The sequence below is a fragment of the Amycolatopsis thailandensis genome (assembly GCF_042723255.1).
Taxonomy (GTDB): Bacteria; Actinomycetota; Actinomycetes; order Mycobacteriales; family Pseudonocardiaceae; genus Amycolatopsis; species Amycolatopsis thailandensis.
This window is the reverse complement of the sequence record NZ_JBHXJK010000054.1, coordinates 36,337-57,981: the sequence shown is the minus strand read 5'-3', so window position 1 is coordinate 57,981 and position 21,645 is coordinate 36,337. Positions and strand designations below refer to the sequence as shown.

Sequence of the window (21,645 nt, the reverse complement as noted above, 5' to 3'; positions counted from 1 at the left end):
GGACGTTGAGTGTCCCCAATGCCACATTCGGGGCACCCGGGATCTCCTTCACCCCGGCCCGACACGCCGCCGCCCCAAGTACATGAAGGCCCCCTTCACAGCGCCTAGCGCAAGGAAGGGGGCCTTCATGTACTCAAGCTCAGTAGAGCGCGCTCGCCAGATCCCGCCGCGCCTTCATCACGCGCTCGTCCGCGGAGTCGAACAGCTCGAACAGCGCCACCAGGTGCTCCCGCGCCTTGTTGCGGTCGTCCCCCGCGGTCCGCCGCACGGCCGCGATCAGCCGCGCGAAGCCCGCCTCGGGCTGCTGCCCGGCGACTTCGAGGTCGGCGGCGGCGAGCTGGGCGTCGAGGTCGGCCGGGTCGGCGTCGGCCTTCGCGATCGCGTCCGGGCCCGCGGCCTCGGCCCGCGCGGTGAACTTCACCTGCGCGAGCGCGGTCTTGGCCTCCTCGTTCGCCGGCTCGACGTCGAGGATGCGCTCGTAGGCCGCCTGCGCCGCGGCGAAGTCACCGCGTTCGAAGGCCTCCTCGGCCTCGGTGAACCGCTCGTCCTCCGGCACCTCGACGCCGCCGCCGTTCTGCTCGGCGGCCTTGATGCCGGGCAGCCTGTCGCGCAGGGCGTCGAGCAGCGAACCGAGCCACTTGCGGATCTCGGGTTCGGGCAGCGCGCCCGAGAAGGCGTCGACCGGCTGGCCGCCGCCGATGGCGATGACCGTCGGGATCGACTGCGCGCCGAAGAGCTGCGCGATGCGCGGGTTGGCGTCGACGTCCACCTTCGCGAGCACCCAGGCGCCACCGGACTCGGCGGCCAGGCGTTCCAGCACCGGGCTGAGCTGCTTGCACGGCCCGCACCATTCGGCCCACAGGTCGACGACCACCAGTTGCTGGAGGGATCGCTCGACGACCTCGGTCTGGAACGTCGCTTCGGTGACGTCGATCACGGCGCCGCCCGTCGCGGGGCCGCCCGGTGCGGCACCGTCCGCGGCCGGGGCCCGCGGTGGGGCCGGAGGCTGTTTCTGGGGCGCCTCGGCACGCGCCTTGAGCGCGGAAAGGTCGACCGCGCCGGAAAGCGCGGCGGACAGGGCCGCCGTCTTCGATGCTGATCCGCGAGGGTGTGTCACGGTCCCCATCCTGGCACGCATCCCCGACCGTTTCACCGCATGCCCCCGCCTGCCCGCTTGGCAGGACGGTCCCCGTCCGGCAGGCTCGCTGCGAGGGGGTGATCGACATTCCGACACGCAGGACGGCCACGGTGGCCGTGGCCATCGCCATCGCGGTCACATGGGTGAGCGTCATCACGGTGCTGATCGCCCATCAACCCGATCCCGGTGTCGCCAGCCCGGGACAGCTGCGGGAGGGCCTCACCGCCGCGCTCAACGAACACGACGCCGAGGCCCTCTCCGAGCTCATCGATTACCCGCCCGCCTCGGCGGACGACTTCGCGAAGTCCTATCTCGACGCGCTGGCGGGCCGCGGCGCCCACGACGTCACGGTGAAGTTCGCGCCGGACGATCTGGCGCCGACTTCGGCGACCGTCAGCGGGAAGCTCGGCGACGGCACCGCGTTCGGTTACCCGGTGGCCGTCGCGGTCAAGGACAAGCTGTGGCTGGTGTCCTTCACCCCGCCGCTCCCCTAACCTTTCAGGTGCTTCTCGACCCGCTCGACCTTCGCGGTCAGCTGCCCCTCGTAACCCGGCCTGATGTCGGCCTTGAGCACCAGCCCGACCCGTGACGATCCCTCGCCCGCGGCCTCGACGGCGCGCTTGACGACGTCCATCACTTGATCCCAGCTCTCTCCTTCGATGTTGGTGAACATCGCGTTGGTCGAATTCGGCAGGCCGGACTCGCGCACCACTTTCACCGCGCGGGCGACGGCTTCGCTGACACCGCCGTCCTCCTCGGCCGCGGACGGGCTGACACTGAAAGCCACGATCATCTTCTGCTCCTCGTTCGGACACTTTTCCCACGGATAACACCCGGTCGCGCGCCATGGCACGGGTACCCGCTGGTAACTTCGAACGCCATGAGCCGTCCGTTGCCGTTCGACCCGATCGCCCGCGCGGCGCAGCTGTGGGAGGCCCGCATCGGGCCGTCCGAAACCATGGCCGCGGTGACCGGGATCATGCGCGTGCAGCAGATCATCCAGTCCGCCGTGGACGGCGCGCTCAAACCGCACGGGCTGACCTTCGCCCGGTACGAGGCGCTGGTCCTGCTGACCTTCGCCCGCGCGTCCCACCTGCCGATGCGCGTGATGGGCGAGCGGTTGCAGCTGCACCCGACGAGCGTCACCAACATCGTCGACAGGCTGGAAAAGGACGGCCTGGTCAAGCGCGTCCCGCATCCGACCGACCGCCGGACCACGCTGGTCGAGATCACCGACGAAGGCCGCGCACGCCGCGAAGAGGCCACGAAGGCGGTCACCGAGATCGACTTCGGGCTGACCGGGCTCACCGGCAAGCAGACCGAGCAGCTGACCGACCTGCTCACCAAGGTCCGCAAGGCCACCGGCGACTTCACCGAATAACCCCGCAAGTACGTGAAGGCCCCCTTCACTGCGCCTAGCGCAATGAAGGGGGCCTTCACGTACTTGCCGGAGATCAGGCGGCGGCGGGTTCCGGGGTCCTGGTGAACAGGCCGACACCACCGTGCGACAGCCGCTGCGGGCCGTCCAGCTTGCCGTTGCGCAGCGCCCAGGATTCGAACAGCCAGGTGAACAGCGGCGGGATGCTGGAGAGCAGCGCGAGGATCAGGGTCTTCGGGCGCCAGCCGAGCGGCTTCGCCACGGACAGGGAGACCAGCACGTAGAGGACGAACACGACGCCGTGCACCATGCCGAGGACGGGAACGCCGCCTTCGCCGAGCTTGACGGCGTACTTGAGGAACATCCCGACCAGCAGCCCGGCCCACGAAAGGGCTTCGGCTACCGCGGCCACGCGGAATACTAGAGCGGCCTTGCTGGACACTTTCTCCTCCTGTGGGGTCTCACCACTACGTGTACATACATGACTACGTCCGACGAGCACTGTCCAAGGCGGACTCGCCAGGGACGTCAACAGCGCTGTCGGACGTGGTAATACCAGTGTGAGGCGTGACGGCCCTCACCGGAACACCGGGGGTCGTGATGCTGCTCACGACCCCCGGTGCGAACCGGTCTAAACCACTCGGATCACCCGGCGCAGGGCGATTTCGGCGCGCCATCCGGGCCGGTCGCCCAAGTGGCCTTCGTCTCATCGCCGGTGAGCCTGAAGTCCAATGTGGTCCCTCGTGTCAGCTGTTCCAGGCCGACGTAGGCCCGCTGTGAACCGGATCCCAGCCCTTGGACGTACTGCAGCTTCGACGCGTCGGCGCCGTCGGCCTTGATCGTGATGTCGCGGCCGTTCTCCAAGTGCACCACCGACTTCTCGAAGCGCGGCGCGTTGAGCAGGAACTGACCGGTGCCCGGCACCGCCGGGTACAACCCCAGCGCGCTGAAGACGTACCACGCGGACATTGTCCCCAGGTCGTCGTTCCCGGTGACACCGTTGGGCGCGTTGGTGAACAACGTGTGCGCCGCGCGGACGACGGCCGAGGTCTTCCACGGCTGCCCGGTCAGCGTGTACATCCAGGGCGAGTGCAGATCCGGCTCGTTGTTCGGGTTGTAGCGGAACTGGTTGTAGTAGTTGTACGGGCCGACGACCCATTCCTCGCGCACGGTCTTCGCCGGATCCTTGACCAGATCCCCGTAGGCGAAGAAGTCGTCGAGGCGTTTGCCCACGTTCTCCTTGCCGCCCATGCGCTCGACCAGACCGGGCACGTCCTGCTGGGTCAGCCACTGGTACTGCCACGACGTGCCTTCGTGGAATCCGTCCGGACTCTGCGGGGTGTACGGCTTGCCCGCCGGGCTGAACCAGTCGCCACCGGTGACCTTGGGGCGGTAGAAACCGGTGAAGCCGCGGTCGGTCACCGACGAGTCCCACAGCGTCCGGTAGCTGCGTCCCTTGTCGGACAGGGCTTTCGCGTCGTCCTTCTTGCCGAGACCGGCGGCCATGATGGACAGTGAGCAGTCCGCGAGCGCGTATTCCAACGTGGCCGAAGCGCCATGGTTCGGGTCGGTGTCCTGCCCCTTCTTCGGGAAGTCCTTGTCGTACTGGACGAACCCGTCCTTCTGGTAGCTCGCGTTCCCCGAACGGCCCTGAAACGGCGAAGACGCGGGCGGGATCTCCCGCGAGTTCTGCAGAAGTGCCTGGTACGCCCTGAACTCCTGACCGGACAGCGCGCCGAAACGCCACAGGTCGACCAGGAACGGGGTGACCGGGTCGCCGGTCATCGTGTTCGTCTCCTGGTTCGCGTACGCCCAGCGCGGCAGCCAACCGCCCTGGTCGTGAATGGCGAGCACGGACTTCGCGACGTCCTTGGCCCGTGACGGCCGCAGGAGGGCGAGCAGCTGGTTCTGCGTGCGATAGGTGTCCCACAGCGAGAAGAACTCGTAATAGGTCCAGCCCAGCGCGCGGTGGATCTCGTCGTCGAACCCGCGGTAGCGGCCGTCGGCGTCGTTGCCGGTCAGCGGCTGCAGAAGCGCGTGATAGAGCGAGGTGTAGAACACCGTGCGGTCGTCCTTCGCCGCACCCTTGATGTCCACTGAGGACAGTTCCTTGCGCCAAGCCCGCTGGGCGCCGTCGCGGACCGCGTCGAACGAACGGCTTTTCTCGGACGCCAGGTTGAGCTTGGCGCCGAAAGCGTCGACGTGGGAGATCGCCGTCGTGGCGGTGACCTGCCCGCCCCCGAAGGTCAGCCAGGCACCGCGCAGGCCTTCACCTCCGGCGGACTCCTTCGAGCCCGGCGAGCCGCCCGTCGGCGACCAGGTGCCGAAAGACTTGAACGGCTTGTCGAACGTCGTGGTGAACCAGGTCTTGTACGGTTTCCCGCCGCAGAAAGCCTGCGACTCGACCATTCCTTCGACAGTCCGGTCCCCGACGACGCGGATCTGGCTCGCCGTCACGGGTTCCTTGTCGTTGGCCTGGCCGACGTTGACGAACACGTTGGCGTCGCCGGACTTCGAGAAGGTGTAGCGCTCGACGCCGGTCCGCGTGGTCGCGGTGGTCTCCGCGTCGACGCCGCCGTAGCCGGTGAGCCGGACCTTGTAATAGCCCGGCTTCCCGACCTCGCCCTCGTGCGTGTACGGCGAGGCGTACTTCTTGTGGTCGAAGGTGTCCGGTTTCGTGGTGTCGAACGCCGCGCCGGGCCCGACCGCGCCGGTGGTGGGCAGGGACGACACGAGACCGCCCTGCTCCCAGCAACCCGCGCCGGACAGGAAGAAGTGCCCGAAGCCGCGGATCGCGGTGTCGTCGTAGCGGTATCCGGCGTAATGCGAGGAGATCGGGCTGACCTGCGTCATCCCGAAGGGCGCCGAGGCGCCGGGGAAGGTGTTGCCGTCGTCCTTGGTGCCGATGAAGGTGTTGACCGCGTCCACGGGGTCGCCACCGGGTGCCGCCGCCGCGACGGGCGTGAAAAGCCCGGCGGGGACGACAAGCGCGGTGAGCAACCCGGCGACGCGGGTCGAAGTGTGTGCAGGCATGGGAAAGGCCGCCTCCTGACAACGTTGTCGCTGCCTGCTCACCTTCGACAAGAACAGACCACCCGGTCAAGAGGTCCGTCAAACCCTGTCCGATTCCGGACAAGGACCACGCGAAGGGCGGAGCGGAGGCATCCGGCCGTAACGGTTCAACCTCGGAAAGCGTCTCCAGGGCAAACCAGGCATTGACATCACCACTTCACTCGCGTTTCAATTCCCGCCACTATGACAACGTTGTCTTCCAGCGGACCGGACAACGTCCACCGCACCACCAGCCGACGGGCCACGATGAGCGACGTGGCCCGGCTCGCGGGCGTGAGCATCAAGACCGTCTCGCGGGTAGTGAACGACGAGCCCGCCGTCCATCCGGACACCGCGGAGCGCGTCATGGCGGCGATCGAGCAGCTCGGGTTCCGGCGCAACCTCGGCGCGCGGAACCTCCGGCGCGGCTCGACGACCGGGACGATCGGCCTGATCGTCGAAGACGTCGGAAACCCCTTCTATTCGGAGCTCAACCGGGCCGTCGAACGGATCGCGACCTCGTTCGGCCGCCAGGTGCTGACCGGTTCGTCGGAGGAGAACTCCGACCGCGAACGCGAACTGGTGCTGGAGTTCTGCTCCCGCCGCGTCGACGGGATCCTCGTCGTCCCGGCCGGGATGCAGCACGGGTACCTCGTCCCCGAGATGCGCGCCGGCACGCCGGTGGTGTTCCTCGACCGGCCCGCCGGCGACATCGTGGCCGACACGGTGCTGGTCGACAACATCGGCGGCACCGTCGAAGCGGTCGCCCAGCTGGTGAAACACGGGCACCGCCGGATCGCGTTCCTCGCCGACAGCCCGGACATCTTCACCGCGGGCGAACGCCTGCGCGGGTTCCGGGAAGGCTGCGTCCGCAACGGGATCCCGTACGACGAGAGCCTCGTCGTGATGCGGACCCCGACGGCCGAGAGCGTCGGCGACGCCGTGCGGCGGCTGCTCACCGGGCCGAACCCGGCCACCGCCGTCATCGCGGGCAACAACCGGGTCGCCGTGCACCTGCTGCGCGCGCTGGCGCACGCCGACCGGCGTCCCGCGATGATCAGCTTCGACGACTTCGAACTGGCGGATCTGCTGGATCCGCCGGTCTCCGTGATCGCGCACGACGTGAGCGCGCTGGGCCGGGCGGCCGCGGAACTGCTGTTCGCCCGGGTCCAGGGAGATCAATCCGCACCGAGAAAGGTAGTTCTGCCCGTGCATCTCGTAGCCCGCGGTTCCGGGGAGGTCGCCCCTTCATGAGCGGTCACCTCGAACCGATCCGCCTGCCGGCGAACCAGCCGCCGCAGTTCTACCGCGGCGGCGACGCCATCGCCGCGCTGCGGGGCGCCACCTCCGAGTCCAAGTTCGGGCCCGAAGACTGGGTCGGCTCGGCCACCACGATGTTCGGCCAGGAGACCAACGGCCTGACCAAGCTCCCCAGCGGGGTCTGGCTGCGCGACGCCGTCCGCGAGAACCCTTCCGCCTGGCTCGGCGCCAAGCACGTCGAGGCACTCGGCGATTCGACCGGCCTCCTGGTGAAGCTGCTCGACGCGGGTCAGCGCCTGCCGGTGCACTTCCACCCGTCGGACTCGTTCGCCCGGCGGCATTTCGACTCGCACTTCGGCAAGACCGAGGCGTGGATCGTGGTCGGCACCTACGGCGACGACCCGCGCGTCTACCCGGGCTTCAAGGAGACCGTCGACAAAGCGACGGTCAACGAATGGGCCCGCAGCCAGGACGCGCCCGCCATGCTCGAAGCGCTGAACAGCGTCGCGGTCACCCCCGGCGACACGGTCTACATCCCGGCCGGGCTGCCGCACGCGATCGGCGAAGGCGTGTTCGTCGTCGAACTCCAGCAGCCGACCGACTTCTCGCTGACCCTGGAATGGCGTGACTTCCTGGCGAACCCGGAGAAGGCGCACCTCGGGATCGGCTTCGAAACCGCCATCGAAACGCTGGACACCTCGGGCTGGGACGAGGAACGCCTCGGCTCGATCGTGAAACGCACCGCGGGCGACACAGCGTCCACTGTGGACCTGCTCGCCGACGGCAGTGACGCGTTCTTCCGCGCGGATCAGCTCCGTCCCGCTGTTTCCGGCACGTCGACAACGTTGTCACTCGACCCGTCGTTCGCGGTGCTGGTCGTCATGGACGGTTCGGGCACGCTCCGGACCGAACACGGCGGCGAGTACGCGCTGCGCAAGGGCGAGACCTACGTGGTCCCGCACGACGCCGGTCAGGCAAGCGTGGAGGGCGATGTCACCGTCATCCGCTGCCGTCCGCCGGCCCCCGAGAAGAGGGAGCGATCGTGAGCGAACTCCTGCTCGACGCCCAGAACCTGGTCAAACGGTACGGCTCGGTCGAAGCCCTGCGCGGCGCGTCCTTCCAGGCTCGCGCCGGTGAGGTCACCGCGCTGATCGGCGACAACGGCGCCGGGAAGTCCACTTTGGTCAAATGCCTGTCCGGCGCGGAGCAGCCGACGTCGGGCAAGATCCTGCTCGACGGCTCCGAGGCGCACCTGGACTCCCCCACCACGGCCCGGAAGATGGGGATCGAAACGGTGTACCAGGACCTCGCGGTCGCACCGGAACTGGACCCTGCCGCGAACCTGTTCCTCGGCAGGGAGATCCACCGCAAGGGGATCCTCGGCAAGCTGGGGATGCTGGACAAGAAGGAAATGCGGCGCCAGGCCGTGGACGAGTTCCAGCGGCTCGGCGTGACGCTGCAGAGCACCGACGTCCCGATCGGCTCGCTTTCGGGCGGACAGCGGCAAAGCGTCGCGGTCGCCCGGTCGGTCGTCTGGGCTTCGAAGGTCGTGTTCATGGACGAGCCGACGGCCGCGCTCGGCGTCGTGCAGCGCGAACGCGTGCTCGACGTGATCAAGAAGGTGCGGGACAAGGGCATCGCCGTCGTGCTGATCAGCCACAACATGCCCGAGGTGCTGTCGGTGGCCGACCGCATCGAGGTGCTGCGGCTCGGCAAGCGCGTGGCCCGGTTCACCGGCGCCGACACGAAACTGGAAGACCTGGTCGCCGCGATGACGGGCGCCCTCGTACAAGAGGAGGCGGCGTGACCGTGTCCACTCCGACGAAGAAGGACCCCGAAATCCAGACCTCCGTGGACGGCGGTTTCGGCAAGCGGTCGATCGGGCAGCGGCTGATCGGGGCCAACACGTTCTGGATCGCGCTGGTGCTGCTGGCGCTGATCATCGTCTTCACCGCGATCGCGCCCGCCGAGTTCGCGACGCTGTTCACCTTCCAGACGCTGCTCATCGAGACCTCGGTGCTGCTGGTGCTCTCGGTCGGCATGACGTTCGTGATCATCACCTCGGGCATCGACCTGTCGGTCGGTTCCGTGCTGATCTTCGCGGGCATGGTGGCGGGCAAGACGATGGAGGCGATGAGCCCGGGCGGCGACGCGACCAAGGCCGGCTGGGACGTCATCCTCGTCGGCCTGCTCGCCGCCGTCGTCGCGGGCACGATCTGGGGCCTGATCAACGGTTTCCTGATCGCGGTGGCGAACATCCCGCCGCTGATCGTCACGCTCGGCACGATGGGTGCCGCGCTCGGCGCCGCGTACCTGCTGAACAACGGGTCCGACGTGCGCAGCGTGCCGACCGAGCTCAACAAGACGCTCGGCTACGGGACGTCGTTCGGCGGGGTGCCGAACCTGGTGCTGGTCGCCGTGGTGATCACGCTGATCGGCGCGTGGCTGTTGCACACCACCAAATTCGGCCGCTACACCTACGCCGTCGGCTCCAACGCCGAGGGCGCGCGCCGGGCGGGTATCGGGGTGACAGCGCATCTGCTGAAGGTGTACACGCTCACCGGTTTCCTCGCCGGTGTCGCCGGTTTCCTCTCGCTGGCGTACTACGCGTCGACGACGATTTCGGCGCACACCACGGACAACCTCAACGCCATCGCCGCCACGGTGATGGGCGGCACGAGCCTCTTCGGCGGTGTCGGTTCGGTGCTGGGCACGGTGATCGGCGTGTTCATCCCGGCCGTGCTGAAGAAGGGCTTCAACATCACGCAGGTCCAGGACTTCTGGCAGATGATCGCGGTCGGCGCGGTGCTGATCGCCGCGGTCTGGTTCGACCAGCGGCGCCGTCGTCGCCGCAACTCCCGCTGATTCTCCCTACGCACAAAGAGGTGCAATCCCCATGAAGAAGACCCTGCTCGTCACCGGTGCCGCCCTTTCCGCGGCCCTCCTGCTGACCGCGTGCGGCGGTGGAACCGTCGGCGAGTCGTCGTCGGGCGACTCCGCCGCGAAGACCAACAACAAGAAGCTGTCGCTGATCCCGGGTGTGCAGGCCGAGCCGTTCTACATCTCGATGCAGTGCGGCGCCGAGGCCGAGGCCAAGAAGTCCGGCTACGAGATCACCACACAGGCGCCGCAGAAGTTCGACGCGGCCATGCAGACCCAGCTGGTCAACGCGCTGGGCTCCAACCCGCCCGCCGCGCTGCTGATCGCGCCGACCGACGCGCAGGCGATGCTCGCGCCGATCCAGCAGGTCAAGACCCGCGGCGCGAAGATCATCGAGGTCGACACCGCGTTGAAGGACACCGGCGTCGCGGAGTCGTCGATCTCCTCGGACAACGCCGAGGGCGGCAAGCTCGCCGCGAAGACGATGTCGGAACTGGCCGCGGGCAAGACCGGTTCGGTGCTGGTGCTCGACACCATCGCGGGCACCTCGACCACGAACACCCGCGCGAAGGGTTTCGAGGACGAACTGAAGAACTACCCGAACCTGAAGTCGGCGGGCGTGCAGTTCACCCAGAACGAGCCCGACCAGGCCGCGTCCAAGGTGACCGCCGCGCTGGCGTCCACCCCGGACCTGATCGGCATCTTCGCGACCAACCTCAACACCGGTGAGGGCGCCGCGACCGGCCTGCGGAACGCGGGCAAGATCGGCGCGGTCAACCTGATCGGCTTCGACGCGTCGCCGTCGGAGATCGAGGGCCTGAAGAAGGGCGAGTACCAGGGCCTCATCGCGCAGGACCCGGCCGCCATCGGGCAGCAGGGCGTGCAGCAGGCCATCGCGGCGCTGGAGGGCAAGCCGGTGACGCGCAACCTGACCGCTTCGCTGCACTCCATCACCAAGGCGAACATGGACGCGAACGCGCAGTACTTCTACAAGCAGAGCTGCTGACGCGCTTCGGTTCACGTGCGCCAAGTGTCATGAGGGGTCCCCATGAGACAGATCTTGTCCCATGGGGACCCCTCATGACATCCGGACCGACCATGAGGTGCCCGGTCATATGTCATGAAAGGGTCTTTCAAGACGTTTTTCGTCCTGAAAGACCCTTTCATGACATCCGGGACCCCGCTCACTCAGCGAGTTCCACCACGCCAGCGGGAGCGAAGAGCGTCAGAGCCGCGTACAGCCGAGCGCCCCCACCAAGGTGCCCCAGCGCGTACGCGTACTCACCGTCCTCCAACAGCGCTGAAGGCCCGGAAGCGGCAACCCACGAGAGCCGGTAGTGCCACCAGTGCATCCACCGCCCCACCCGGCGCTTCTCCCGCCAGACCCGCAGCCGCGTCACCTCGGTCCACCGGACCTCGAAGACACCCGGCACCGCGAAGCCCGAGGCCGACAGCGTCAGCACCGAGGCCGAACGCCGCAGGCCGAGCAGGATCAGCCCCGCGAAAGCCACGCTGAGCAGGCCGAACACCACCCCGTACGAAGACCTGGTCAGGGACACGACGACGGCCACCACGCCGCCCACGCCGAAGACCACTAGACCGACCACCGCGAGCCGACGCATCACGACGTCGAGGCGCAGCACCACCGCATCACCGGGGACCATGCCCGGAGCGTAACCGGCGAAACCACGCAGCGACGTTAGGATTCGATCCTCGACGTCGAGGAGGAGGCCGGATGACCACTCGCCTGCCCTGGCGTCCCGCCGCGACCGCGGATCCGGTGCCGGTGCTCGCAGCCGCCCAGCGCGTCTCCGACGATCTCATGGACGGTCTCGCCGGACCTCGCGCCCGCCACGCCACCCACGGCCTACGCCGGCTGTTCGGCGTCCCCGGCCTCGGGCTCACCGACCTTTCCGGCTCGCTCCTCTGGTCCGGTCGCCCGGCGGCCGACGACGTCGTGGCCTCGGCGCTCGACGAGGTCCTCCATTCCGAGACGCCGGTGTCCGAACCGGGACTGCTGGCGCTGCCGCTGCACGTCCACGACGAACTGGCCGGGGTCCTCCTGGTCACCGAAGGGACGAACGCCGTCGCGAGACAGGCTGCCGAACTCGTCGTCCACGCGCTCGAACGCGGGCGGCTGGAAGCGTCCGCCGAGCAGGCCGCGGAGGCGGAACTGCGCGCGCTGCGGGCCGAGATCTCCCCGCATTTCGTCTACAACGCGCTCACCGTGATCTCGTCGCTGGTCCGCTCCGATCCGGACCGCGCGCGTGACCTGATGCTCGACTTCGCCGAGTACACCCGCTACAGCCTCGCGCGGCACGGCGAGTACACGATGGTCGCCGAGGAGTTCCGCGCCGTCGAGACCTACTTGGCGTTGCAGCGCGCGGTGCTCGGCGAACGGCTCCGGGTGCAGGTACGCGTCGCGCCGGAGGTCCTGGCCGTCGCGGTGCCGTATCTCGTGTTGGAACCGTTGGTGGAGAACGCGATCCGGCACGGCATCGAACCGCGTGCGGAGGCCGGATTCATCCAGGTGCAGGGAATGGCGGAAGGGAACGACTGCGTGATCAGCGTCGAGGACGACGGTCTCGGCATGGACCCCGCCCGTGCGGCGGCGATCCTGGCCGGGCGCGGCGACGACGGCGGCGTCGGATTGGCCAATGTGGACAGACGACTGCGCAGCGTCTACGGGCCCTGGTACGGCCTGACGGTCGAGACCGAGACCGGCGCGGGCACCAGGGTCGTGGTGCGCGTGCCCCGATTCCAGCCGGGGGTGCTGCCGTGACGAACGGGTTGCGGGTGCTGGCGGTCGACGACGTCCCGCCCGCCCTCGACGAGCTGTGCAGTCTGCTGCGCGAGGCACCGGAAGTCGCCGAGGCCGTCGCGGCCGGTGACGCGCTCACCGCGCTCAAGATGTTGCAGGGCAGCCATTTCGACGCCGTCTTCCTCGACATCTCCATGCCAGGTCTCGACGGGCTCGAACTCGCGTCGCTGCTGGCGCGGCTCAGCGAACCACCGGTGATCGTGTTCGTCACCGCGCACGACGGGCACGCCGTCGCCGCGTACGGCATCGGCGCCGTCGACTACCTGCTCAAACCGGTCCGCGCGGAACGACTGTCCGCGGCACTGTCCAAAGTGGTCCGGATGGCGGGCAACCAGGACGGCGAGCCGAAGCCCGCGCCCGACGCGATGTCCGCGCTGCCGGTGGAATCCGGCGGGCGCACGCGGTACGTCCGGCGCGACGACGTCCAGTTCGTCGAGGCGCACGGCGACTACGTCCGGCTGCACACGAAATCCGGTGTCCACGTCACGCGGATGCCCATCTCCCGGCTCGAAGAGTATTGGGAGGGAACGGGATTCACCCGCGTGCACCGGGGTTTCCTGCTGGCCGTGGACGCGGTGCTCGAACTGCGCAGCGACACCACCGGCGGCCTGCTCGCGCACACCGAGGCGGGCGACGTCCCGGTGAGCCGCCGTCACGCGCGCGACCTGCGCGACCGGTTGCTCGCCGCCGCGCAGCGTGGTGAGCTGGGCCGGGGGAATCGCGCGTGAGCCGCGTCAAACGGGTCGCCGTCACCAGCCCGCAGACCCGGCTCGCGCATTCGCGGCGCCGGGCGCGCGGCCGCTGGCGGGTCCCCCGGCTGGCGGCGGGCGACGCCGAACGCGCGGACCGGCTCTACCGCGCCCAGCGCCGCCGCGGACTCCCCGCGCTGGCCGGGATGTTCGGGCTGGTGTTCGGGCTGCCGCTGGTGTTCGGGCTGTTCCCCGGGCTGGATTCGGTACGGCTGCTGGGAATCCCGCTGTCCTGGCTGATGATCGCGATCCTCCCGTACCCGGCCATGGCGCTGCTCTCGTGGTGGCAATTGCGCCGGGCGGAAAAGATCGAGGACGACTGATGGTCGCGGCTTTCGCGGTGGCCCCGGTCGTGCTGGTCACTCTCTTGATCGGGTTGCGCGGCGTCGCCGCCATGCGCACGACGTCGGACTTCCTCGTCGCCTCGCGCCGGATCTCGCCACTGGTCAACTCCGCCGCGGTCTCCGGCGAGTACCTGTCCGCGGCGTCGTTCCTCGGCGTCGCGGGGCTGGTGGTGAAGGACGGCATCGGCGCGCTCTGGTATCCGGTCGGGTTCACCGCCGGGTACATCGCGATGCTGGTGCTCGTCGCGGCGCCGATGCGGCGGTCCGGCGCGCTCACCGTGCCGGACTTCGCCGAAGCCCGGCTCGCCTCCCCCGCCCTGCGCCGGCTCGCCGCGTTCGTCGTCCTCGTGATCGGAACCCTTTACCTGGTACCGCAATTCCGCACCGCGGGGCTCGTGCTGACCGCCGTGGGCGGGACGCCGTACTGGGTCGGCGTCGTCATCGCGGGAACCGCCGTCAGCGCGACACTGGCGCTCGGCGGGATGCGCGCGGCGACCTACGTCCAGGCGTTCCAGTTCGTGCTGAAACTGCTGCTGTTCCTCGTTCCCGCGATCTGGCTGGTCTCCCAGGTCTCCCCGGAGGAACGAGCGGCGTCGGTGCGTCCGGTGGAGTTCACCCACTTCGCCCGCGACACGAACCTGTCCTTCGAGATCGACGTGACACTGACCCTGCGCGAGCCGACCACCCTGCTCACCCCGGAAAAGCATGTCGTGCCACCGGGAGAGCTGGTGGCCAGGAGCGGCGAGACACTGGAATTCGCCGCGGGCACACCGGTTCCCGCCGTCCGGGGCGGTGCCCCGCTGGGCGGGCCGGACTGGCAGCGCCCGCTGCTCGACCTCGGCGACCACGGCTATCCGCTGCTGGGCACCTGGGCGATCCTGATCGCGACCATGCTCGGCACCATGGGCCTGCCGCACGTCCTGATGCGCTTCCACACCAGCCCGGACGGCCGCGCCGCCCGCCGGACGGCGGCGATCACCGTCGCCCTGCTCGGCGTTTTCTACCTGTTCCCCGGGGTTTACGGCGTCCTCGGCCGGGTGCTGGTGCCGGAACTTTACGTCTCCGGCGCCACGGACACCGTCGTCGTCGCGCTGCCAGCACAGGTCGACGACGGCTGGGCGGGGTCGCTGTTCACCGGATTGCTGACGGCGGGCGCGTTCGCCGCGTTCCTGGCGACGTCGCTCGGGCTGCTGCTGGTGATCTCCGGCGCGATCGCGCACGACCTGGCTCCCGGCGGCCTGCGGAGACTGCGCTGGTCGGTGCTCGGGGCCGCGGCGGTGATGGTCCTGCTCGCGCTGCCGTCGGCCAGATTGGACGCCGGCGTCCTCGTCACCTGGGGCTTCACCGTGGCCGCGTCGACGTTCTGCCCGTTGCTGGTGCTCGGCATCTGGTGGAACCGGCTCACCGCGGCGGGCGCGATCAGCGGTGTCCTCACCGGACTCGTCGCGTCTTCGGGCTCGATCCTCGTCGCACTGTTCGTCCCCGGACTGAGTGGCCTGCCCGCGATCCTGGTGTCGCAGCCCGCGCCATGGTCGGTACCACTGGCATTCGGCGTAATGATCGTGGTTTCCTGGCGGGGCAGGCCGCCCTCCTGGTCGACGGCCGCCATGCTGCGGCTGCATCTGGACGATCGCACGGCCGAGACCCCTTCGTCGTGGTCCGAGCACCGTTCGTCGACCGTTCGTCGTCTCGGCAGGCGTTTGAACCGCTGAAGGTTCCGGTCGCCATTCCCCCTCCTTAACGTGTCGCGGAACACATTCGCGGCACGAGGAGACACGATGAGTACCGAAACGGACACTCAGGGTCCGCCCGACGTGGACTGGGACAAGGCCCACGACAGCCCCGAGTTCAAGGAACTGCGCTCGCGACTGCGCCGGTTCGTGTTCCCCGTGTCGGCGCTGTTCCTCGTCTGGTACCTGCTCTACGTGCTGCTCGCCGACTACGCGCACGGCTTCATGAGCACGAAGCTGGTCGGCAACATCACCGTCGGCCTGGTCTTCGGTCTGCTGCAGTTCGTTTCGACGTTCGTGATCACGTGGCTCTACGTCCGCTACGCGAACAAGAAACTCGACCCCATCGCGGAAAAGATCCGTACGGACATCGAGAGTGAGGCCAAATGACCCTCGCCGCCGGAGTCGAGGGCAGCAGCCCCGCACTCAACATCACCATCTTCGGCCTCTTCGTGGTGGTGACGCTGTTCGTCGTGTTCCGGGCCAGCCGCAACACGAAGACGGCGTCGGACTACTACGCCGCGGGCCGCGCGTTCACCGGTCCGCAGAACGGCGTCGCCATCGCGGGCGACTACCTGTCCGCCGCGTCGTTCCTCGGGATCGCGGGTGCGATCGCCGTCTACGGCTACGACGGTTTCCTCTACTCCATCGGCTTCCTGGTGGCCTGGCTGGTCGCGTTGCTGCTGGTCGCGGAACTGCTGCGCAACACCGGCAAGTTCACCATGGGCGACGTTCTGGCCTTCCGGATGAAGCAGCGCCCGGTGCGGGCCGCGGCGGCGACGTCCACCCTGGCCGTCTCGTTCTTCTACCTGCTGGCGCAGATGGCGGGTGCCGGTGGCCTCGTCGCGCTGCTGCTCGGGATCGAAAGCAAGGCCGGGCAGGCCGTGATCATCGTGATCGTCGGCATCATCATGATCGCCTACGTGCTCATCGGCGGTATGAAGGGCACCACCTGGGTCCAGATCATCAAGGCGGCGCTGCTCATCGTCGGCGCGCTGGCGATGACGCTGTGGGTGCTCGGCATGTACGGCTTCAACCTTTCCTCGCTGCTGCAAGGCGCCGTGGACAAGGCGGGCAAGGCCGGTGAAGCCCTGCTCGGACCGGGCAACCAGTACGGCAAGACCGGCACCACCAAGCTGGACTTCCTTTCGCTCGGCATCGCGCTGGTGCTCGGCACCGCGGGCCTTCCGCACGTCCTGATGCGCTTCTACACCGTGCCGACGGCGAAGGAAGCCCGTCGTTCCGTGGTCTGGGCGATCGGCCTGATCGGCGTCTTCTACCTGTTCACCCTGGTGCTCGGCTACGGCGCCGGCGCGCTGGTCGGCGCGGACAAGATCAAGGCCGCGCCCGGTGGCGTGAACTCGGCGGCGCCGTTGCTGGCGCTGGAACTCGGCGGCCCGATCCTGCTCGGCCTGATCGCGGCGATCGCCTTCGCGACGATCCTCGCGGTGGTCGCCGGGCTGACGATCACGGCGTCGGCGTCCTTCGCGCACGACGTCTACGCCAACGTGATCAAGAAGGGCAAGGCGACACCGGCTTCGGAGGTGAAGGTCGCCCGGATCACCGCGCTGGTGATCGGCGCGGTCGCGATCCTGGGCGGCATCCTCGCCAACGGGCAGAACATCGCGTTCCTCGTGGCGCTGGCGTTCGCGGTGGCGGCGTCGGCGAACCTGCCGACCATCCTCTACTCGCTGTTCTGGAAGCGATTCAACACCCAGGGCGCGCTGTGGAGCATCTACGGCGGCCTCGCGGTCTGCATCCTCTTGATCATCTTTTCGCCGGCTGTCTCAGGTAAACCCGTCGACGCGAAGACCGGGAAGAGCGCCTCGATGATCCAGGGCGTCGACTTCCACTGGTTCCCGCTCGACAACCCCGGCATCGTCTCGATCCCGGTCGCGTTCTTCCTCGGCTGGCTCGGCACCGTGCTGTCGAAGGAGCACAACCAGAAGAAGTACGCCGAGATGGAGGTCCGGTCGCTGACCGGCGCGGGCGCCGAAAAGGCCGTCGCCCACTGATCGCCGGGACGGTGCGGCCGGCATCCGACGCCCCCGGCCGCACCGTCCCGGTTCCCACTTCCCCTAGTAAGGCAGTTTCCCCGCCGCGAGTCCGGTGAGTTTCGCCCGGAGGTCTGCGCGGACCGACTGCCACAGCCCGGTGCCCAGCGAGATCCGCGCCACCCCCAGTGTGGCGAGCGCGGAGAGGTCGGGGCCTCCCGGCATCGGCGCGGCGTTGACCGCCCCCGGCGCGACCGCCTTCACGAACTCGCCGAGCACGTCCGGCGACTTCACCAGGATCGGGTACACGCAGTCCGCCCCGGCCTCGAAGTACGCCTTGGCCCGCGCGATCCCGTCCTCCAGTACGGCCTGCTCGTCGGCCGCGCCGAAGAAGACGTCGACGCGGGCGTTGATCACCAGCGCGTCACCGGCGGCCTCGCGCAGTTCCGCGATCAGGTCCGCCTGCGCGTCCAACGGCCGAAGTCCCCCGTTCGCGTGATCGGTGTCCTCGTAGTTGCAACCGACGGCACCCGCCTCGGCCAGCCTCGTCGCGAGTTCTCCCGCTTCGAGCCCGTACCCGCCTTCCGCGTCGACGGTCACCGGTACCGAGACCGCCCGCGCGATCCTCGCCGCCGCGGCGAACATCTCGTCGATGGGCGCGTTCTCCCCGTCGTCGTACCCGAGGGCCTTGGCGACGGCGTGGGAACTCGTCGCCACGACGGGGAAACCGGCGGCCTCCACGAGACGCGCGCTGTCGGCGTCCCAGGCGTTCGGCAGGAGGAGCGGCTCGCCGGCGACGTGCAGTTCCCGCAGCCGCGCGGCGGTCATTCGGCGCGCTCGGGCAGCGGCGCGTGGCTGGTCACGCACATCCGGTTCCAGCTGTTGATCGCGATGACCTCCCACGCGACCGCGCGATACTGCGCCTCGTCGAAGACCCGGGTGACCTCTTCGTAGACGTCGTCCGGGACGTCGTGGAGGGTGGCGACGTTGGTCATCGCCTCGGTCAGCGCCAGCGCGGCGCGCTCCTGCTCGGTGAAGAGCTCGGTCTCGCGCCAGCCCTGCAGCACGTACAGCCGCCGCGGCGACTCGCCCTGCTGCACGGCTTCGTGGGAGTGCATGTCGAGGCAGAAGGCGCAGTGGTTGATCTGCGAGGCGCGCATCTTCACCAGTTCGAGGATCTTCTGGTCGACACCGGCGTTGGCGGCGGCCTTTTCGACTTCGGCCTGCAGTTTCGACATGGCCTGGTAGATCTCGGGCACTCGCTTGCCCAGGTGGATTCGCTCGGTCATACCTGCGAATCTAGCGGCGACTGGCCCACGAGTATGGTCCAGTCACATGGCAGAATCTTGGTCCAGTTCGGGAATAGACGTCCATCTGGACTGGCGGCCCGAAAGCGGCCGGACCGGGCTCGCCACGGCGATCCGCGCGGCCATCCGGGAAGGACGCTGGCAGGCGGGCGCCGCGGTGCCCTCGACCAGGGCGCTGGCGCAGGACCTCGGGGTCGCGAGGGGAACGGTCACCCGCGTCTACGCCGATCTCGCGGCCGAGGGGTACTTGCGGACCGCGCAGGGCGCCCCGACCCGCGTCGCGACGGCGGGCGCGCTGCCCGCGTCACCGCCGAGACCGGTCCCCCGCGACCCGGCACCCCGCTGGGATCTGCGCCCCGGCAGGCCGAACCTGTCCGCTTTCCCCCGGTCGGCCTGGCTCGCGGCGACCCGCCGGGCCCTGCACCGGGCGCCGATGTCGGCGTTCGACTACACGGCCGAGTCCGGTGCGACGGAGCTGCGGGAGACGCTCGCCGCGTACCTCGCGAGAAGCCGCGGCGTGGTCGCCGACCCCGAGCGCATCCTGGTGTGCTCCGGGTTCTCGCACGCGATCGCGATCCTGGCGCGGGTCCTGCACGCGCGCGGCGCGGACGAGATCGCCTTCGAGAACCCGTCACTGCACATCTACCGGAACATCGCCGCCGCCAACGGCCCCCGGGTGGTCGGCGTCCCGGTCGACGACCACGGGATCACGGTGTCCGCTTTGGACAGTCCGGCGGTCGTCGTCACCCCGGCGCACCAGTACCCGCTGGGTGTCACGCTCGCCCCCCGACGACGCGCGGAACTCACCCGATGGGCGGAGGAGACCGGCGCCGTCGTCATCGAGGACGACTACGACGGCGAGTTCCGGTTCGACCACCAGCAGGTCGGCGCGCTCCAGGCGCTGGCACCCGAACGGGTCGTCTACGTGGGGACGACGAGCAAGACGCTCGCGCCATCGCTGCGCCTGGGGTGGATGGTGCTGCCGCGGTTCCTGGTCGAGCCGGTGCGCGCGGAGATGGCCGCGAGCGGCGCCCGGCCCGCTCTGCTGGACCAGCTGGCGATGGCCGAGCTGATCGACTCCGGCGCCTACGACCAGCACATCCGCCGCTGCCGCATCGAGTACCGCTCCCGGCGGGACCGGCTGCTCGCGGCGTTGCCGGATTCCGTGCTGCCGCAGGGGATCTCCGCCGGCCTGCACCTGGTACTCCAGTTCCCCGACGAGCTCCCCCGGGAAATGGAGGTGATCGCCGCCTGCCGCCGTCGCGCGATCGGGCTGGAAGGCCTCAGCGGCTACTGGATCGGCGAGCCCCGGCGCGAAGGGCTCATCATCGGGTACGGCGCCGCCGCGAAGCACGCTTTCGGCGGCGCCACCCAGGCCTTGCGCGAGGCCATCTTCGAGGTCACCTGACTCCCCCCGCGTTTCGTCCTCTGGATGCGGTACTTGCGTGTGCAAGGACCGCATCCAGAGGACTAAATGCGAGGGGTTCGCCTAGCAGAACCAGGGGCGCGCCCGCAGGATGTCGGTCTTCAGGACGGGGGCGCCGTCCACCGGCGCGGGGTTCTCCGGGGTCGGTTTGATCCCGCCGGCGGCGACGTCGTCGAGGGTTTCGAGGCCTTCGTGGCCGACGGTGCCGAAGATCGTGTAGTTCGGGCGCAGCGCGGAGTCGCCGTACACGACGAAGAACTGGCTCCCGTTCGTCGCCGGGCCCGCGTTGGCCATCGCGAGGACGCCACGCGAGTACACCTTGCGCTCGCCGGTCGGGTCGGTCGGCGCGGGCGGCAGGCCGACGGGCAGTTCGTCCTTGTACTTGTAGCCCGGGCCGCCCTCGCCGGTGCCGCTCGGGTCACCGCACTGCAGCACCTTCAACGTCGGATACGACGTCAGCCGGTGGCACGTCGTGCGGTCGTAGAACCGGTGCGTCGCCAGGTGCAGGAAGCTCTGCACCGTGCAGGGCGCTTTCGCCCGATCGAGGGTCAGGTCGATCTTGCCCTGGTTCGTCTTCAACTGCACCGGCACCTTGCCCCGGCTCGGCGTGCGACGAGGGTCCGGCGGCAGCGGGACCGGGCGTACGGCCGGGTCGTCCGGTGTCGCCGTGTACTGGCATGGCCCCTTCGTGACCTTCGGCGGCGTCCCCTCCGCGGACGCCGTTCCGGTACCGGCCGCGAGCATCAGCCCGGCGCCCAGCACTGCGACAAAGACTTTCGCGATCCTCTGCACGGTTCCTGCCTCCCAGCCGTGGACGAAGAGGAGAGCATAGGGTGAATCCCCGCCGCTCACACAGGTCCGGAAGTAGGTGCGCGGTTAGGGTCGGAGCCGTGGAGATCGCCGAACGACACCAATGGCAGCTGAACGCGTTGACCTTCCTCTACGCGTACACGCAGTACGTCCTGGTCCACGAGAGGGTCATGGCGGGGCTGTCGCCGGAGAAACCGGCCGAACTCGACAAACCGCGCATGCTCAGGCTCGCCAAGGTCGTCGACGACATGATCCTCGACTTCCGCCGGGAGGACGGGCTGACCGACCTCGAACGGCGCCGCGTCGTCCGGCTCGCCAGGGAGATCAAGTCGCACGTCCGCGAGAAGTGGCCGCCTCGCGAGCCGTCGCTGACCGAGTGGGTCGCCTCCGCCGCGGCGCACTTCTACTGCGAGGAGCACATCAACAACGGCTACGTCCGGATGGGCCGCGTCTTCGACCCCGACATGGCCGACAGGTTCCTGGAACGCGTCGAGTTCTGCCGGGGGCAGACCGTCACGATCACGAACTACGCCAACAAGGTCGCCGCGGGCGAAGAGCTCACCTACGGCGAGACCAACCAGCTCGAGGTCTGGAAAGAGGACGCGGTCAGCCATTTGGACAACCTCGACAGCGACTTCGGCGACATCAAGATGTACGTCGAATTCTGACCGCTGCACGGACGGCCAGACTTGCCTGTCCCAAAGCACCCGCGGCACCGCCGGAAAATTGACACCGGCCACCCTTGATCGAGATGCTC

At 68.9% G+C, this 21,645-nt stretch carries 23 protein-coding genes; 15 read left to right on the top strand and 8 right to left on the bottom strand.

Features of this window, described 5'->3' with window-relative positions; translation table 11 throughout:
* Positions 1–139: 139 nt before the first annotated feature.
* Positions 140–1,117 (bottom strand): tetratricopeptide repeat protein, encoded by a 978-nt coding sequence (locus ACFWMR_RS22360; RefSeq protein WP_093935672.1) that lies wholly within the window; start codon positions 1,115–1,117, stop codon positions 140–142.
* 98 nt (positions 1,118–1,215) lie between these two features.
* Here ACFWMR_RS22360 and ACFWMR_RS22355 point away from each other — a divergent pair, with 98 nt between their 5' ends.
* A complete protein-coding gene (locus ACFWMR_RS22355; RefSeq protein WP_378379732.1) occupies positions 1,216–1,632 on the top strand; it encodes a hypothetical protein in 417 nt (138 codons plus the stop codon).
* Here the strand turns inward: ACFWMR_RS22355 and ACFWMR_RS22350 are convergent.
* Positions 1,629–1,931, bottom strand: a complete 303-nt coding sequence (locus ACFWMR_RS22350) for a thiamine-binding protein (RefSeq protein ID WP_378379731.1) — start codon at positions 1,929–1,931, stop codon at positions 1,629–1,631. The two genes, ACFWMR_RS22355 and ACFWMR_RS22350, sit on opposite strands and share 4 nt — an antisense overlap.
* Before the next feature lie 87 nt (positions 1,932–2,018).
* Between ACFWMR_RS22350 and ACFWMR_RS22345 the strand changes: the two genes are divergently transcribed.
* Complete coding sequence (locus tag ACFWMR_RS22345) at positions 2,019–2,519, top strand: MarR family winged helix-turn-helix transcriptional regulator (protein WP_037341773.1); 501 nt, start codon at positions 2,019–2,021, stop codon at positions 2,517–2,519.
* A 73-nt stretch (positions 2,520–2,592) separates the two neighbouring features.
* Here ACFWMR_RS22345 and ACFWMR_RS22340 read toward each other — a convergent pair whose 3' ends face one another.
* Positions 2,593–2,958 (bottom strand): DUF3817 domain-containing protein, encoded by a 366-nt coding sequence (locus ACFWMR_RS22340; RefSeq protein WP_093937485.1) that lies wholly within the window; start codon positions 2,956–2,958, stop codon positions 2,593–2,595.
* Between the two features lie 203 nt (positions 2,959–3,161).
* Entirely contained in the window at positions 3,162–5,549 is a 2,388-nt protein-coding gene (locus tag ACFWMR_RS22335; protein WP_378379730.1) for a GH92 family glycosyl hydrolase, read from the bottom strand.
* A gap of 285 nt (positions 5,550–5,834) precedes the next feature.
* Here ACFWMR_RS22335 and ACFWMR_RS22330 point away from each other — a divergent pair, with 285 nt between their 5' ends.
* Genes ACFWMR_RS22330 through ACFWMR_RS22310 form a run of 5 tightly spaced genes read left to right on the top strand, consistent with a single transcriptional unit; the run spans position 5,835 to position 10,713 of the window.
* The gene (locus ACFWMR_RS22330; RefSeq protein ID WP_039919926.1) at positions 5,835–6,821 is read left to right on the top strand and encodes a LacI family DNA-binding transcriptional regulator; all 987 of its coding nucleotides are present in this window, start codon (positions 5,835–5,837) and stop codon (positions 6,819–6,821) included.
* Positions 6,818–7,873 carry a class I mannose-6-phosphate isomerase gene (locus ACFWMR_RS22325; protein ID WP_093937487.1) on the top strand — a complete coding sequence of 352 codons (1,056 nt, stop codon included), beginning with the start codon at positions 6,818–6,820 and terminating at the stop codon, positions 7,871–7,873. Before ACFWMR_RS22330 ends, ACFWMR_RS22325 begins: the two co-directional genes overlap by 4 nt.
* Positions 7,870–8,634, top strand: a complete 765-nt coding sequence (locus ACFWMR_RS22320; protein WP_093937488.1) for an ATP-binding cassette domain-containing protein — start codon at positions 7,870–7,872, stop codon at positions 8,632–8,634. Before ACFWMR_RS22325 ends, ACFWMR_RS22320 begins: the two co-directional genes overlap by 4 nt.
* Positions 8,631–9,692 carry an ABC transporter permease gene (locus tag ACFWMR_RS22315; RefSeq protein ID WP_005167811.1) on the top strand — a complete coding sequence of 354 codons (1,062 nt, stop codon included), beginning with the start codon at positions 8,631–8,633 and terminating at the stop codon, positions 9,690–9,692. The genes ACFWMR_RS22320 and ACFWMR_RS22315 overlap by 4 nt, the downstream gene beginning before the upstream one ends.
* A 31-nt stretch (positions 9,693–9,723) precedes the next feature.
* Positions 9,724–10,713 carry an ABC transporter substrate-binding protein gene (locus ACFWMR_RS22310; protein ID WP_378379729.1) on the top strand — a complete coding sequence of 330 codons (990 nt, stop codon included), beginning with the start codon at positions 9,724–9,726 and terminating at the stop codon, positions 10,711–10,713.
* Between the two features lie 178 nt (positions 10,714–10,891).
* Here ACFWMR_RS22310 and ACFWMR_RS22305 read toward each other — a convergent pair whose 3' ends face one another.
* Complete coding sequence (locus ACFWMR_RS22305) at positions 10,892–11,371, bottom strand: hypothetical protein (RefSeq protein ID WP_378379728.1); 480 nt, start codon at positions 11,369–11,371, stop codon at positions 10,892–10,894.
* 71 nt (positions 11,372–11,442) lie between these two features.
* Between ACFWMR_RS22305 and ACFWMR_RS22300 the strand changes: the two genes are divergently transcribed.
* The 6 genes from ACFWMR_RS22300 to ACFWMR_RS22275 all read left to right on the top strand — a co-directional run bounded on the left by ACFWMR_RS22300 (position 11,443) and on the right by ACFWMR_RS22275 (position 17,366).
* A complete protein-coding gene (locus ACFWMR_RS22300; protein WP_167406337.1) occupies positions 11,443–12,489 on the top strand; it encodes a sensor histidine kinase in 1,047 nt (348 codons plus the stop codon).
* Positions 12,486–13,256 carry a LytR/AlgR family response regulator transcription factor gene (locus ACFWMR_RS22295; protein ID WP_378379727.1) on the top strand — a complete coding sequence of 257 codons (771 nt, stop codon included), beginning with the start codon at positions 12,486–12,488 and terminating at the stop codon, positions 13,254–13,256. The genes ACFWMR_RS22300 and ACFWMR_RS22295 overlap by 4 nt, the downstream gene beginning before the upstream one ends.
* Positions 13,253–13,600 carry a hypothetical protein gene (locus ACFWMR_RS22290; RefSeq protein ID WP_005168537.1) on the top strand — a complete coding sequence of 116 codons (348 nt, stop codon included), beginning with the start codon at positions 13,253–13,255 and terminating at the stop codon, positions 13,598–13,600. Before ACFWMR_RS22295 ends, ACFWMR_RS22290 begins: the two co-directional genes overlap by 4 nt.
* Positions 13,600–15,333: a sodium/solute symporter gene (locus tag ACFWMR_RS22285; RefSeq protein ID WP_378379726.1), complete on the top strand. Its 1,734-nt coding sequence runs from the start codon at positions 13,600–13,602 to the stop codon at positions 15,331–15,333. The genes ACFWMR_RS22290 and ACFWMR_RS22285 overlap by 1 nt, the downstream gene beginning before the upstream one ends.
* 66 nt (positions 15,334–15,399) lie before the next feature.
* Positions 15,400–15,741 (top strand): DUF485 domain-containing protein, encoded by a 342-nt coding sequence (locus tag ACFWMR_RS22280; RefSeq protein ID WP_093937493.1) that lies wholly within the window; start codon positions 15,400–15,402, stop codon positions 15,739–15,741.
* Positions 15,738–17,366 carry a solute symporter family protein gene (locus tag ACFWMR_RS22275; protein ID WP_378379725.1) on the top strand — a complete coding sequence of 543 codons (1,629 nt, stop codon included), beginning with the start codon at positions 15,738–15,740 and terminating at the stop codon, positions 17,364–17,366. The genes ACFWMR_RS22280 and ACFWMR_RS22275 overlap by 4 nt, the downstream gene beginning before the upstream one ends.
* Positions 17,367–17,429: 63 nt before the next feature.
* Here the strand turns inward: ACFWMR_RS22275 and ACFWMR_RS22270 are convergent, their stop codons facing one another.
* Together ACFWMR_RS22270 and ACFWMR_RS22265 are read right to left on the bottom strand one after the other, a co-directional pair.
* A complete protein-coding gene (locus tag ACFWMR_RS22270) occupies positions 17,430–18,173 on the bottom strand; it encodes an isocitrate lyase/PEP mutase family protein (protein ID WP_378379724.1) in 744 nt (247 codons plus the stop codon).
* A complete protein-coding gene (locus ACFWMR_RS22265; protein ID WP_378379723.1) occupies positions 18,170–18,634 on the bottom strand; it encodes a carboxymuconolactone decarboxylase family protein in 465 nt (154 codons plus the stop codon). The genes ACFWMR_RS22270 and ACFWMR_RS22265 overlap by 4 nt, the downstream gene beginning before the upstream one ends.
* A gap of 46 nt (positions 18,635–18,680) precedes the next feature.
* Here ACFWMR_RS22265 and pdxR point away from each other — a divergent pair, with 46 nt between their 5' ends.
* Positions 18,681–20,060, top strand: a complete 1,380-nt coding sequence (gene pdxR, locus ACFWMR_RS22260; protein WP_378379722.1) for a MocR-like pyridoxine biosynthesis transcription factor PdxR — start codon at positions 18,681–18,683, stop codon at positions 20,058–20,060.
* Between the two features lie 81 nt (positions 20,061–20,141).
* On the opposite strand, the gene ACFWMR_RS22255 is transcribed toward pdxR, so the two are convergent.
* On the bottom strand, positions 20,142–20,822 hold the full coding sequence (locus tag ACFWMR_RS22255; protein ID WP_378280450.1) for a peptidylprolyl isomerase: 681 nt from the start codon (positions 20,820–20,822) through the stop codon (positions 20,142–20,144).
* 146 nt (positions 20,823–20,968) lie between these two features.
* Between ACFWMR_RS22255 and ACFWMR_RS22250 the strand changes: the two genes are divergently transcribed.
* Positions 20,969–21,556, top strand: a complete 588-nt coding sequence (locus ACFWMR_RS22250) for a hypothetical protein (protein WP_093937498.1) — start codon at positions 20,969–20,971, stop codon at positions 21,554–21,556.
* Positions 21,557–21,645 lie beyond the last annotated feature (89 nt).

Excerpts from the sequence above, each read along its gene's own strand:
- ACFWMR_RS22350 (WP_378379731.1), bottom strand. The coding sequence starts at position 1,931 with ATGATCGTGGCTTTCAGTGTCAGCCCGTCCGCGGCCGAGGAGGACGGC.
- ACFWMR_RS22270 (WP_378379724.1), bottom strand. The coding sequence starts at position 18,173 with ATGACCGCCGCGCGGCTGCGGGAACTGCACGTCGCCGGCGAGCCGCTC.
- ACFWMR_RS22310 (WP_378379729.1), top strand. The coding sequence starts at position 9,724 with ATGAAGAAGACCCTGCTCGTCACCGGTGCCGCCCTTTCCGCGGCCCTC.
- ACFWMR_RS22275 (WP_378379725.1), top strand. The coding sequence starts at position 15,738 with ATGACCCTCGCCGCCGGAGTCGAGGGCAGCAGCCCCGCACTCAACATC.
- ACFWMR_RS22305 (WP_378379728.1), bottom strand. The coding sequence starts at position 11,371 with ATGGTCCCCGGTGATGCGGTGGTGCTGCGCCTCGACGTCGTGATGCGT.
- ACFWMR_RS22335 (WP_378379730.1), bottom strand. The coding sequence starts at position 5,549 with ATGCCTGCACACACTTCGACCCGCGTCGCCGGGTTGCTCACCGCGCTT.
- ACFWMR_RS22285 (WP_378379726.1), top strand. The coding sequence starts at position 13,600 with ATGGTCGCGGCTTTCGCGGTGGCCCCGGTCGTGCTGGTCACTCTCTTG.
- ACFWMR_RS22300 (WP_167406337.1), top strand. The coding sequence starts at position 11,443 with ATGACCACTCGCCTGCCCTGGCGTCCCGCCGCGACCGCGGATCCGGTG.
- ACFWMR_RS22280 (WP_093937493.1), top strand. The coding sequence starts at position 15,400 with ATGAGTACCGAAACGGACACTCAGGGTCCGCCCGACGTGGACTGGGAC.
- ACFWMR_RS22325 (WP_093937487.1), top strand. The coding sequence starts at position 6,818 with ATGAGCGGTCACCTCGAACCGATCCGCCTGCCGGCGAACCAGCCGCCG.
- ACFWMR_RS22255 (WP_378280450.1), bottom strand. The coding sequence starts at position 20,822 with ATGCTCGCGGCCGGTACCGGAACGGCGTCCGCGGAGGGGACGCCGCCG.
- ACFWMR_RS22330 (WP_039919926.1), top strand. The coding sequence starts at position 5,835 with ATGAGCGACGTGGCCCGGCTCGCGGGCGTGAGCATCAAGACCGTCTCG.
- ACFWMR_RS22265 (WP_378379723.1), bottom strand. The coding sequence starts at position 18,634 with ATGACCGAGCGAATCCACCTGGGCAAGCGAGTGCCCGAGATCTACCAG.
- ACFWMR_RS22345 (WP_037341773.1), top strand. The coding sequence starts at position 2,019 with ATGAGCCGTCCGTTGCCGTTCGACCCGATCGCCCGCGCGGCGCAGCTG.
- pdxR (WP_378379722.1), top strand. The coding sequence starts at position 18,681 with ATGGCAGAATCTTGGTCCAGTTCGGGAATAGACGTCCATCTGGACTGG.